13 protein-coding genes are annotated in these 11,562 nt (G+C 63.0%); 9 read left to right on the top strand and 4 right to left on the bottom strand.

Annotated features, from left to right (window positions below):
- Positions 1 to 234: 234 nt before the first annotated feature.
- Entirely contained in the window at positions 235 to 978 is a 744-nt protein-coding gene (locus A2Z13_09215; protein ID OGP81284.1) for a hypothetical protein, read from the top strand.
- A gap of 237 nt (positions 979 to 1,215) precedes the next feature.
- Here A2Z13_09215 and A2Z13_09210 read toward each other — a convergent pair whose 3' ends face one another.
- Entirely contained in the window at positions 1,216 to 2,829 is a 1,614-nt protein-coding gene (locus tag A2Z13_09210; protein OGP81283.1) for a phosphoenolpyruvate carboxykinase (ATP), read from the bottom strand.
- A 183-nt stretch (positions 2,830 to 3,012) separates the two neighbouring features.
- On the opposite strand from A2Z13_09210, the gene A2Z13_09205 reads away from it, so the two are divergent.
- The 6 genes from A2Z13_09205 to A2Z13_09180 all read left to right on the top strand — a co-directional run bounded on the left by A2Z13_09205 (position 3,013) and on the right by A2Z13_09180 (position 6,484).
- Entirely contained in the window at positions 3,013 to 3,327 is a 315-nt protein-coding gene (locus tag A2Z13_09205) for a hypothetical protein (protein OGP81282.1), read from the top strand.
- Positions 3,328 to 3,373: 46 nt separating this feature from the next.
- On the top strand, positions 3,374 to 3,925 hold the full coding sequence (locus tag A2Z13_09200; GenBank protein OGP81281.1) for a 3-methyladenine DNA glycosylase: 552 nt from the start codon (positions 3,374 to 3,376) through the stop codon (positions 3,923 to 3,925).
- A 35-nt stretch (positions 3,926 to 3,960) separates the two neighbouring features.
- Positions 3,961 to 4,524 carry a hypothetical protein gene (locus tag A2Z13_09195; protein OGP81280.1) on the top strand — a complete coding sequence of 188 codons (564 nt, stop codon included), beginning with the start codon at positions 3,961 to 3,963 and terminating at the stop codon, positions 4,522 to 4,524.
- A gap of 129 nt (positions 4,525 to 4,653) precedes the next feature.
- Positions 4,654 to 5,325 carry a hypothetical protein gene (locus A2Z13_09190; GenBank protein OGP81279.1) on the top strand — a complete coding sequence of 224 codons (672 nt, stop codon included), beginning with the start codon at positions 4,654 to 4,656 and terminating at the stop codon, positions 5,323 to 5,325.
- 223 nt (positions 5,326 to 5,548) lie between these two features.
- The gene (locus tag A2Z13_09185) at positions 5,549 to 6,187 is read left to right on the top strand and encodes a hypothetical protein (GenBank protein OGP81278.1); all 639 of its coding nucleotides are present in this window, start codon (positions 5,549 to 5,551) and stop codon (positions 6,185 to 6,187) included.
- Positions 6,188 to 6,190: 3 nt separating this feature from the next.
- Complete coding sequence (locus A2Z13_09180; GenBank protein OGP81277.1) at positions 6,191 to 6,484, top strand: hypothetical protein; 294 nt, start codon at positions 6,191 to 6,193, stop codon at positions 6,482 to 6,484.
- 4 nt (positions 6,485 to 6,488) lie between these two features.
- On the opposite strand, the gene A2Z13_09175 is transcribed toward A2Z13_09180, so the two are convergent.
- Complete coding sequence (locus tag A2Z13_09175; GenBank protein ID OGP81295.1) at positions 6,489 to 6,803, bottom strand: hypothetical protein; 315 nt, start codon at positions 6,801 to 6,803, stop codon at positions 6,489 to 6,491.
- 594 nt (positions 6,804 to 7,397) lie between these two features.
- Between A2Z13_09175 and A2Z13_09170 the strand changes: the two genes are divergently transcribed.
- Positions 7,398 to 7,661, top strand: a complete 264-nt coding sequence (locus tag A2Z13_09170; GenBank protein ID OGP81276.1) for a hypothetical protein — start codon at positions 7,398 to 7,400, stop codon at positions 7,659 to 7,661.
- A gap of 192 nt (positions 7,662 to 7,853) precedes the next feature.
- A complete protein-coding gene (locus A2Z13_09165; GenBank protein OGP81275.1) occupies positions 7,854 to 8,807 on the top strand; it encodes a nucleoside-diphosphate sugar epimerase in 954 nt (317 codons plus the stop codon).
- A 129-nt stretch (positions 8,808 to 8,936) separates the two neighbouring features.
- Here the strand turns inward: A2Z13_09165 and A2Z13_09160 are convergent, their stop codons facing one another.
- Both A2Z13_09160 and A2Z13_09155 read right to left on the bottom strand, forming a co-directional pair.
- Positions 8,937 to 10,871 carry a hypothetical protein gene (locus A2Z13_09160; GenBank protein ID OGP81294.1) on the bottom strand — a complete coding sequence of 645 codons (1,935 nt, stop codon included), beginning with the start codon at positions 10,869 to 10,871 and terminating at the stop codon, positions 8,937 to 8,939.
- Between the two features lie 67 nt (positions 10,872 to 10,938).
- Positions 10,939 to 11,541: a hypothetical protein gene (locus A2Z13_09155; GenBank protein OGP81293.1), complete on the bottom strand. Its 603-nt coding sequence runs from the start codon at positions 11,539 to 11,541 to the stop codon at positions 10,939 to 10,941.
- Positions 11,542 to 11,562 lie beyond the last annotated feature (21 nt).

Here is an 11,562-nt window from a genome sequence, read left to right as displayed (position 1 = left end):
CTCTTTTCGGTCACCCAGCTCTTGGCCTCTCCCAGAGCAGCCAGGCTGAAAGAGGCCAGCCCGATTCCCAGAAAAGTGCGGGCGATATGCCAGAGCTTGACCCGCGACACTTCACACCACGCAACCGGGTTTTGCGCATTCATACCCATGTGGAGTTCCCCTCGGGGATTTCATCTTCAAGCCATGGTACTATTTCCGTTTGTACCGTGCCATTCCTGTCCTGGGGATGAAATCATGCCGATGAAAACCTCCTGGCAGATCCTCTTGGGTCTGGCTCTCGTCGCCTTCTCGATGTTCGCCTATCTCCTCCACTACGCGATCTTCCGGGATGGCCGCCACATCCTCATCTACCTGATCGGGGATCTTGCTTTCCTCCCCGTCCAGATCCTTTTCGTGACCCTGATCGTGGACCGCCTGCTGAACAAGCGGGAGAAGATGGCGCTGCTCAAGAAAATGAACATGGTCATCGGGGTCTTCTTCAGCGAACTGGGAAGGTCCCTGCTCGAATCGTTCAAGGGGTTCGACTCGAAGGCCGGCGACCTTGGGAAAGTGCTCCTCCCGGCGGCGGGGTGGACAGAGAAGGAGTTCTCCGAAGCCGCTGCCGGATGCCGCGCCCACGAACCGGGGATCGAGCTGCGAACCGGAGATCTGGAACAACTGCGGAGCTTCCTGCTGGCGAAGAGAGATTTCCTGGTGGCCCTGATGGAGAACCCCAATCTCCTGGAGCACGAGTCCTTCACCGACCTGCTCTGGTCAGTCTTCCACCTCGTGGAGGAGCTGGCTGTCCGGAAGGATGTCGCTCTCCTTCACGATGCGGACATTCGGCACATCGTCGGGGACATCAACCGGGCGTACGCCCTGCTTCTTGTCCAGTGGCTGGCTTATCTCGCCCACCTGAAGTCGGACTATCCTTATCTCTATTCCCTGGCTGTCCGCATGAATCCGTTCGACCCCGACGCCTCCCCGGGGATCCGGTGATGGGCTTGCTATTGGTCGAGCGCGAGATCATCGCGAACGGGTTTTCCCTCGACCTGGCCGCAAAGTCGCACGCTCCAGAGGCGAAAGAGATGTTTCTCGCGTTGGCCAAGGAGGAGGAACGGCACAGGAAGATCCTGCGCGCTGAAATCGACTCGATCGGCCAGAACGGTTTCTGGTTCGACATGCAGGAATTCACGATGGAGCAATCAGCCGAGGATCACGTCGGTGGCCGATTCGTCAGCCCGGCTTACGGACCCCCGCGGCCCGGACCCGCGGATCCACCTGCTCCGCGTATTGGGCAAAGTTCTCTTCGAACATCCCGGCCAGCTTGCGCGCCGTCTCGTCATAGGCCGCGCGATCCTTCCAGGTCGACCGCGGGTCAAGGACCTCGGACGGCACGTCCGGGCAGCTCCCCGGCACGCGCAGCCCGAACACCGGGTCATCCCGCGTCTCGACGCTGTCCAGTTTCCCGGTGAGCGCGGCCCGGAGCATCGTACGGGTGTGGCCGATGCTCATCCGGTGTCCCGTGCCATACGGACCGCCGGTCCAACCCGTATTGACCAGCCAGGCCGTGACCTTGTGCCTGGCGACCTTCTCACCGAGGAGCTTCGCGTAGACGGAGGGGTGAAGCGCCATGAAAGGGGCGCCGAAACAGGCGCTGAACGTCGCCTGCGGCTCCACGACCCCCCGCTCGGTTCCCGCCACCTTGGCCGTGTAGCCCGAGAGGAAGTGGTACATCGCCTGGTCGGTCGTCATCGCCGAGATCGGGGGGAGTACTCCGAAGGCGTCCGCCGTCAGCATCACGATGTGCTTCGGATGGCCGACCGCGCCGCGGGGAGACACCCGGGGGATGGAGGAGAGCGGGTAGGAGGCGCGGGTGTTTTCGGTTAGGGTCGCATCGTAGAGGTCGATCCGCCGCGACTCCGTGTCCATCCCCACGTTTTCGAGGATCGTCCCGAACATCCCGGTCGTCCGGTGGATCTCCGGCTCCAATTCGGGGGAGAGCTTGATCACCTTGGCATAGCAGCCGCCCTCGAAATTGAAGACGCCGCGTTGGCTCCAGCCGTGCTCGTCGTCCCCCACCAGCGTCCGCTCCGGGTCTGCGGAGAGGGTGGTCTTCCCCGTGCCCGAGAGGCCGAAGAGGACCGCCACGTCTTGCTCGTCGCGCCCGTAGCTTGCGGCGCAGTGCATCGGAAGGACGCCTTGCGCCGGAAGCAGGTAGTTCATCACGGTGAAGATCGACTTCTTGATCTCGCCCGCGTAGAGGCTTCCGCCGATCAGCACTTCCTTGCGGCCGAAGTGGATCAGGATGAAGACCTCGCTGCGCGTCCCGTCCATCTCGGGGCGGGAATGAAAGCCGGGGGCGCTGATGACCGTGAACCCGGGCACGTGCGCCAGGAGCGCCTCCCGGTCCGTCACCGGAAGGAACATGTTCCGGGCGAAGAGGCTGTGCCACGCCATCTCGGTGATGATCCGGATCGGGAGCCGGTGTCCTTCGTCCGCCCCGACGTGGCACTCCTGGACGAAGAGCTCCCTCCCCTCGAGGTAGGCGAAGAGCCGCGCCCGGAGCGATTCGAATTTGTCGGCGTCGAAGGGGCGGTTGACCTTCCCCCAAAAGATCGACCCTTCGCTTCCGGGCTCCCGGACGAAGAAACGGTCGTACGGAGACCGGCCCGTATACTCCCCGGTCCGCACGACGAGCGGACCGGCTGCCGCCAGGTGTCCTTCGCGCCGCCTCACGGAATGCTCGACCAGGGCGGAGACCGAAAGGTTCCACCATACGGCTTCGGCCTTCCGGATTCCGTGGAAGGACAGGTCGTCGGCCCGGTTGCCACTCAAGCGGCCGCTCATGGTCAACCTCCTCAATGGGATGTCCAAGCGGGTTTCAAGGTAGAATTCTATCAAGGATCCACCGCGTGCGTGTGCCAATCTTTAGTTTCTTCCGTTCCTTGGGGTTGCTTTCATGCCATTTGAAAACGATGCGCCAATTAGCCGTATAATAGGAACATTTCGTGCCACGGGGGAGTGGTGACCATGTCCGATCCGGTTGAAAGCAAGCCCGTCGTCAAGGTGGACTGCCCGTGCTGCGGGACGCACCTCGTCATCGATGCCGCGCGTGGTGTCGTCCTGGAAAGCAGAGAGCCTGTCAACCTGCGCAAGGAGGCCGACCTGAAGAACGCCCAGCAGGTCCTTCAGGAAGAGTCGTCCCGCATCCACGAGCGATACCGGCAGATCGTCGAGGCGGACAAGGGGCGCGGTGCCACGATGGAAAAGAAGTTCAAGGACTTTCTCGAAAAAGCGAAGGACGAACCGGCCCCCAAGCCGATTCGCGACATCGACCTGGAATAGCGCCGACCTCCCGGATGTGAAAAACTTTCCGGACAGGATGAAAAGGATGCGAAAACTGCCGCTCGCATTTTATGATCGCGACACCATCATGGTCGCCAGGGAATTGCTCGGGAAATACCTGGTTCATGTGTCGGGAGGCGTGGAGCGCATCGGCGGGATCGTGGAAGTCGAGGCGTATCTGGGGCCTCACGACCTCGCAGCGCATTCATCCAAGGGGCTGACAGAGCGAACGAGAGTCATGTTCGGTCCACCGGGCCACGCTTATGTATACATGGTCTATGGAATGTATTACTGCATGAATGTCGTGACCGAGCGCGAAGGCCATGCGTCCGCAGTGTTGTTGCGGGCGATCGAGCCTGTGAAAAACGTTGAAGGCCGCACCCAGGGCCCCGGCCGGCTGTGCAAAGCAATGCATATCGATAGGCGCCTCAACCAACACGATCTTACCAGCGAGGAATTTTATATTGCCGATCTGCCCAAGACCGAATCTCCGGGGATCGTCAAAAGGCCGCGAGTCGGCGTTGACTACGCCGGGCGTTGGGCGAAGAGGCTCTTGAGGTTTTATATAAGAGGCAACCCGTTCGTCTCGAAGCAATAGCGTTGAAAATCCGCGAGGATTGTGAAGGAGGAGATATGAGCAAGAGAATGTTGGCTGCCTTGGGGATGTTGTTCCTTCTGCTCTCCGTGAACGCCGATGCCGTAGAGGTGTCCGGGACCACCCTCGATCCGACCGTCAGCGTCAACGAAAGGACGCTGACGCTGAACGGATACGGCATCCGCAAGAAGTTCTTCATCAAGGTATACGTAGGTGCCTTGTACACCGCGAAGCGGGTTTCCGCGCCGGAGGAACTGCTGCAGAACCCCGACGACAAGCTCCTCCGGATGCATTTCCTGCACAGCAAGGTAGAAAAGGAGAAGATCACCGGGGCGTTCGCCGAAGGGTTCGCCAATAACGCCCCCGACGTGGCGCTCTCCGGCGATGCGAAGACCTTCCTCTCCTTCTTCACCGCCGATTTTATGAAGGGGGACACCGTCGACCTGGTCCTGGGCGCCGACGGGACGGTCGTCGCCAGGCACAACGGCAAGGTGCTGGGGACGCTCCGGTCCGCGAAGCTCAGCCAAGCGATCCTGCTGATCTACGTCGGGCCGAAGCCGGCCGACGAGAGCCTCAAGAACGGGATGCTGGGGAGCCGGTGAAGACGTCATGTCCGGTACGCCTGGAAGTAGGCCGGGATGCGCCGAGGCGGCCCGGACGCGATGGGGGGGAGAAGCACGAGCCCGGATGGGGTAGAATCTTACGATTCGTGTACTTCTGCGGGATCTGCCATGTGCGGACGCTTCACGCTTTTCGAACCGGATCGAGTGCTCGCCAAGATTTTCGATCTTGGAGCGATTCCTCCTCTTACGCCGCGATTCAATATCGCACCAAGCCAGCCTGTGGCGGCGGTGAGAACTTCCTCTTCGGGGAGCGCCCGGGAACTGGCGTTCCTTCGCTGGGGTCTGATCCCCTCATGGGCGAAGGACCAGGCCATGGGAAACCGTCTCATCAACGCCCGCGCCGAAACCGTCCGCGAAAAGCCGGCCTTCCGCAACGCCTTCCGCCGCCGGCGTTGCCTGGTTCCGGCCAACGGGTTCTACGAGTGGCAACGCCAGGAGCGCCGGAAGCAGCCGTACTACATCCGGATGCGCGACGAGCGGATCTTTGCCTTCGCCGGATTATGGGACCGGTGGGAAGGGGAGGACGGGAGCGTCGCCGAGACGTGCGCCATCCTGACGACCGCGGCGAATACCGTGCTGGCCCCGGTCCACGACCGAATGCCGGTGATCCTCGACCCCGGGAAGTACGACCGGTGGCTCGACCCCTCGGCCGGGGATCCGGGTTCCCTGGCGCCCCTCCTCGTCCCGTTCCCGCCGGAGGAGATGGTCGCCTTCCCCATCAGCCCCCGGGTGAACAGCCCCTCCGTCGACGACGAGGGGTGCATCGCCCCGCTTCCGTAGCGCCCGATTCTTTCTCCGCGACCGGCGCTGCCCCCTTTCCATTTTCCCGGCACGTATGTTAACCTACATATATGGTTGCTCCCCTGACCACGATGCAGCGACGGGTCCTCGACTTCCTCCGGGAGTTCGTGGAGCGCCACCGGTTCGCCCCGGCGCCCCTGCCTTCCGCGTCGCGGGGAAAGTCGTCGGCGTCTACCGGAAATTCCAGGAGCCTCCCGTGCCCTTGCTCGACATAGAGCGCGCGTCCTCCCTCTGTCTCTCCCCGCACCCCGGGAAGATGGCCGGGATCTTCGGGGACGGCGCGTGCGGGCTGGCGCTTCGGGCGCTGGCCCGACCGCTTCTTTGCGGCGAGGCGGTGGTGGCCGTGGACGGCGGGAACCGGTTCGACCCGTACGAGATCGCCAGGGCGGCCCGGGCGAGCGGGGGAGACGGGAGAGAGGCCTTGTCCCGGATCCGCATCTCCCGGGCGTTCACCTGCCACCAGATGGAGGCGCTTCTGTCTCGCCGCCTGCCGGAGGCACTGGCCCGGTTCGACGCTCGGCTTGCCCTGGTCCTGGGTCTCCCGGAGACGTTCGCCGACGCCGACGTGCCGTACGCGGAGGCGTGCCGCGTCTTCCGGAACTGTCTCTCCGCGCTGCGGAGACTTGCCCTCGCGGGGACGCGGGTCGTCCTCGTCGGGAAAGGGGACCTGCCGGCGAAGGGAGGGTATTACGCCGTGGGGCCTGTCCCCGCCGACCGGGCGGGGTTCTTCCGCCACCTCGTCCGGACGGCCGATCCCGTCCTCCTCCTGAAGGGGGAGGACGGCCGCTGGGCGTGGGAGCTGTGCCGCACGGGGGCGCGGCTCGCGCGGGGAGAGTCCTAAAAGATGGGCCGCACCGTCCTCCCCTTCACCCAGGAACTCTACCGCGAGGAGGAGTCGTGGAAGGGGTTCCGCCGTGCCCTGCGCCGGGAGGACCAAGGACTCTTCGACGCGCTGTTCGCGGCGGCCCGGTACCACACCGCGGCCTGCACCTGCGCGGGGAGAGCCGTTCCCTTCGAGGCGATCCTGATGAGCATCCTCATCGAGGAGCGCCGGACGGTGCGGGAACTGTCGCGAAGGGTCGAGGAACTCGAACGGCGGCTGGCGGAGAGGGGGGGAGAATGCCCCGGCGGAAGCTGACCGGTCACTTCTTTTTCATTTTTCCGACGGCGCCTTCCACGCCTTTTTTCAGTTCCTCGAGGGCGGTTTCCGCGCCTTTCCGAAGATCCTCCCACGCCTCCCCGCCGGTCCTCTTCAGGTCCTCCAGCTTTTTCCTGGCCGCTTCCTGCCTGGCGTGCAGGTCTTCGATCTGCTCCCGGTACTTGAACCGGGTCTCCGCTCCGAGCTTGTCGACCTTCTTCCGGATCTTTTCGATCTCCTCGCCCCACTCCTGGAGCGTGGCTTCGATCTTCTCCTGGTAAAGTTCCCTGGATCCCGCAACGGGTTCTTCGTAGGTCAACACCCGGATCAGGCCGATCGTTTCCCCCTTTTCCCCCGTGGTGAGGGCATCGCTGACGGAGATTACCTTCCGGATCTCCCGGGAAACGATAAAGTCGTTGATCTCCTTGTCCAATACGTCCAGTTCGAGCCGGGTATGGAGAATCTTGAGCTGGGAGGTAAAGGTTTTCACCTTGATCATGGCGAACAGTTCCTCCTTTCCGGGGTTCGTGGGGTATGACTGCGTTACACCGCTCCTTCCGTTGATGGTACCCCAAATCCGATGAAACGAGATGAATCATCTGATCGACCCCGGGAAGATGGTTGTGGTTTGTCCGGAATCGGGAAAGCCAACCATTGAAAACAAAGGATAGAGCATGGGGAAATATATAGAAATATTTTCCCAGTCCCTTGGTTCAAGATACCTAAATATTGAATAAAGCAATGGAATATTAAGGACAGGCGGTGGCATGCATAGTGCAAAAAATAGTCCTGACATCTCGGCATCCGAACGACGGTGGCGGACACGAACCATGATTTTTTTTACTGGGTGCAGGCCATGAATGCACGGGGGAGCAGGTGACGGCGAACCGGAGATCGGTTGGCGGAGGGCCCCATGGAAAAAATCGTATCCTTCGTGAAACGCGTCGTGGTATTGCTTGGGTTCCTGATGGCGCTTTGGCTTCCGATTGTGGCCTCCGTGCATTACCTGGAGATGAAGAAGGGGAAAGACCTTGCTGAACCCATGTGGATCACCAGTACGGACGGCCATCGCCTGATGCGCTATCACGGCACCAACGGGCTGAAGATCACGCACGACCGGGTTTACATCTGGCGGGACAGCAAGTGGGTTCCGGTGCTGAAGCGGAAGCAGGCCTGACAAGACGTTCTCGCGGATAAAATCCAGGGCGCCTGCGAGTCTGTCCTCGTAATGAGCCCTCATCGGTTCGATCCCCTCCGAATCCGGCATCCTGCACTCGGCATCCTAGTTAAAAATCGAGAATTCCGGTTCAATAAGTGGGGCAATATTTCATCAACGCTTGAATAGGGAAACACCGGGAGGAGAGTTGCCATGGCCGATAAGAAGATCATCGCGGTGGTGGGTGCGACCGGCGCGCAGGGCGGCGGTCTGGCCCGGGCCGTCTTGATCGACAAGAGCGGCGGCTTCGCCGTGCGCGCCCTTACGAGAGACGTCCGTTCCGACAAGGCGAAAGAACTGGCGGAGCTGGGCGCCGAAGTTGTCGCAGCCGACGTCGACGATGTGGAGAGCCTGAAGAGGGCGTTCAAAGGCGCCCACGGGGCATTCTGTGTCACCTTCTTCTGGGCACACTTTTCGCCCGAGAAGGAATTTGCCGAGGCCAGCGCCATGGCCCATGCGGCGAAACACGCCGGCATCCAGCACGTCATCTGGTCAACCCTCGAAGACACGCGCAAGTGGGTTCCTCCCGGCGACAGCCGTATGCCCACCCTCATGGGGAAGTACAAGGTGCCGCACTTCGACTCCAAGGGCGAGGCCGACCGGGTCTTCACCGACCTCGGTTTGCCGACGACGTTCCTGCTGACGTCGTTCTACTGGGACAACATGATCTATTTCGGCATGGGTCCCAAGAAGGGCCCGGACGGCAATCTGGCGATCACGCTGCCCATGGGCGACAAGAAGCTCCCTGGCATCGCGGCCGAGGACATCGGCAAGTGCGCCTACGGCATTTTCAAGAAGGGCCGCGAGTTCATCGGCAAGACCGTCGGAATCGCCGGCGAGCACTTGACCGGCGCGCAGATGGCCGCCGCGCTCACCAAGGCGCTGGGTCAAGAGGTGCGCTACAACAGCGTGCCACCCGAGGTATACCGCAGCTTCGGCTTTCCGGGCGCCGAGGACCTCGGCAACATGTTCCAGTTCAAGCGCGACTTCGAGAAAGTCTTCTGCGGCGCGCGCAACCCCGACGTCGCCCGAGCCCTTAACCCCTCGCTGCAAACCTTCGACGGGTGGCTCGCACGGAACAAGAGCCGCATCCCGCTGGTGGAGTAGCAAGGATCGCCGCTCTCCCCATCGAGACAAAGAACCACAAGGGAGTCGTTCAAGCGTGGGCGCAGGCCTTCTGTATCCGTGTCCGGAACCGGAGCGCGCTTGAACGGATGGCGCGGCTTGGAAACACAGTCAGAAACTTGCAGGTGGCTCGGGCTCCACGCCGATTCCGACAAAACGGATAGCGATCTCCCGGAATTCGTCCTGGACCTCCAGGAATGCGTCCACCACGTCGGGGTCGAAGTGCGTCCCCCGCTTCTCGCGCAGGATGCGCACCGCCTCCTCGTGGGGGAGGGCGGGTTTGTACACTCGAGGGCTGATGATGGCGTCGTAGGCATCGGCCACCGCCATGAAGCGCCCCGGTATGGGAATCTCATCTCCCTTGAGGCCTTGCGGATAGCCCGTTCCGTCCCACCTCTCGTGGTGGAAGACGGCGATCTCATCGGCGATCTCGAGGAACGAATCCTCCCCCAGGAAGTTTTTCGACAGCCGGATCGTCTCCGAGCCGTAGAGAGTGTGCTTTTTCATCTCTTCATACTCTTCCGGGGTCAGCCGGTCCTGCTTGAGAAGGATCTGGTCGCGCACTCCCACTTTGCCGATGTCGTGGAGCGGGGCAAGGCGGAAGAGGAGGTCCACCACGCCATCGTCCAGGTAGCGAAAAAAGCGGGGGTGGTCCCGCAGGTGCATGGCCAGGACCCGCATATAGTGTCGGGTGCGCTGGATGTGTCCGCCGGTCTCGTGGTGGCGGGTCTCGGCCAGCGCGGCCAGGCTCTGGATGATGGCGTCCTGCGTGAGGGCCAGTTTCCGGGTCCGCTCCCGCATCTCCCGGTCGGCCTGCAGGAAGCGCAGCGATGTAAGAAGGGTGAAAACGAGCGCCAGCGTGGCCACCGGCATGAGCGGCGGGAGGAAGACTTGCCGGTGGGTAAGGTACCAGAAGGAGACGAGCCAGATGCCTGCGGTGGCGGGGATGATTGCAGGGAGACCCCAGACGGGGCGGGCCCGGGTCAAGAGGGCCGTCAGCAGAAAACCCGGGACGAGGACAAGAAGGATCTGGAGCCCACGCGCCCACCTGGGCTGCGCAATCGGGTCCCCCGCCAGGAGGTTGTCGAGGACGGTGGCGTGGATCTCGGCCCCCGGCTGGGAGGCTTCCAGCGGTGTGGTCCGAATCTCATGGAGTCCCGTTGCAGTGGTCCCGAGGATGACCATCTGCCCCTTCAGCGCGTCGGGGTCTGCCGTGCCGTCAAGGATTGCCGCGGCGGGAACGTGGGGGAAGGTGTGGCGGCCGCCGCGGAAGTTCACCAGGAGGTTCCCTCTCCGGTCGAGGGGGATGCTCCTCCCTTCCAGTCGCAGCGCTTCGACCCCCTCCGGCCCTGTCTCCAGGACCGTATCGCCGCCGCGGGCACGCAAGAAGACGGCCAAGGCGAGGCTCGGGTAGAGGAGGCCCCTGTGGCGGATCACCAGGGGAACGCGCCGCAGCACCCCGTCGGGGTCCGGAGTGACATTGAAAAAGGCGGAAGATCCTGCCGCCCGCGCCAGGATGGGGAGGTTGCAGACGACTCCAGGGGCGTCGAAGAGTCCCGCGGCGCCTTCCGTCTGGCCGTACGAGCGCACCGCCGCACGCAGCGGGTGCAGGACGCACGACTCACCCCTCCTCGCGTCGAAATCGAACTGGTAGCCGAGAACGAAGGGGCCGCCGGCAAGGGCCTCCGCCAGAGTCCGGTCGGTGTCCATCGCCTCCGGGGGGATCCCCGCCAGGCCGATGCGCACCCCAAAGTCGCGGCGGATTTCCCCAGAGAGGGGTTCCAGCGACGTCCGGTCGGGTTCGGCGAAGACCATGTCGAGGCCCACCGCCGTGGCGCCCCCTTCCCGGATCCTCTCCAGGAGACGGGCCACCCGGTAGCGGGGCCATGGCCATTGTCCCAGTCTCTCGAGGCTGGCCTCGTCGAGGTCCACTAACGTCACGGAGCCGGTCAACGGGTGGCGGGAGGCGGAGCGCAGGAACGAGTCGTAAATCTTCCCCTCCAGGAAGACGGTCAGAGGCGGGGGCCAGAGACATAAGGCTGCCATGAAGAGGGTGAGGAGGAAGCCCGCGAGGAGGATGGGAAGGACGGAGGGACGGGGCGTGCGTCGCACCTTATCGCACCGTCACCTCCACGCGGCGGTTCCGTGGTTCGTGGACCTGGTCGCCGGTGGGGACGAGGGGATTGTCTTTTCCGTGGGAGGTTATTTCGAGGATGGACGGGTCCACCCCTTTCGCAATGAGGAGGGCGGCGATCGCCTTGGCGCGCTTGAGGGAGAGCTGGAAGTTGTAGGGCCGGTCGCCGACGGTATCGGTGTGCCCCACAACGCTGATGTCCACCGGGGCACGTATACGGATCGTTCGCATCACATCCTGCACCATCGCCAGCGATTTTTCGGTCAGCTCGGTGGAGTCATGCTTGAAATAGAGAATGAACAGCACCGGAGGCTTCGGGAGGGCCTCCAGGGCAGGGCCGGCCACGGCGAGCACCTCCTTCTCCGACAGGACGAAGGGCTCGCCCGGCGGGATGCCGGGGGCGACCCTCACGGCCTGCCGGGGCTCCGTGAGGATACGCTCGCCCTCTTTGCCGGAAACAATGATGGCGCCGGTTTTTCCGCTCTCGTCGGGGAGGAGAATGAAGGTGCCCCGGGGCGATGATGTGGCGCATGCAGAGGTCAGCAGAAGGACGAGAAAGCAGGCCGTGAGAGTTCGCGGTATTCCATGCGAACCCGAACTTGC

It is taken from the genome of Deltaproteobacteria bacterium RBG_16_64_85 (assembly GCA_001798885.1).
Lineage (GTDB): Bacteria > Desulfobacterota > Deferrimicrobia > Deferrimicrobiales > Deferrimicrobiaceae > FEB-35.
This window is presented reverse-complemented; position numbering and strand designations above follow the sequence as displayed.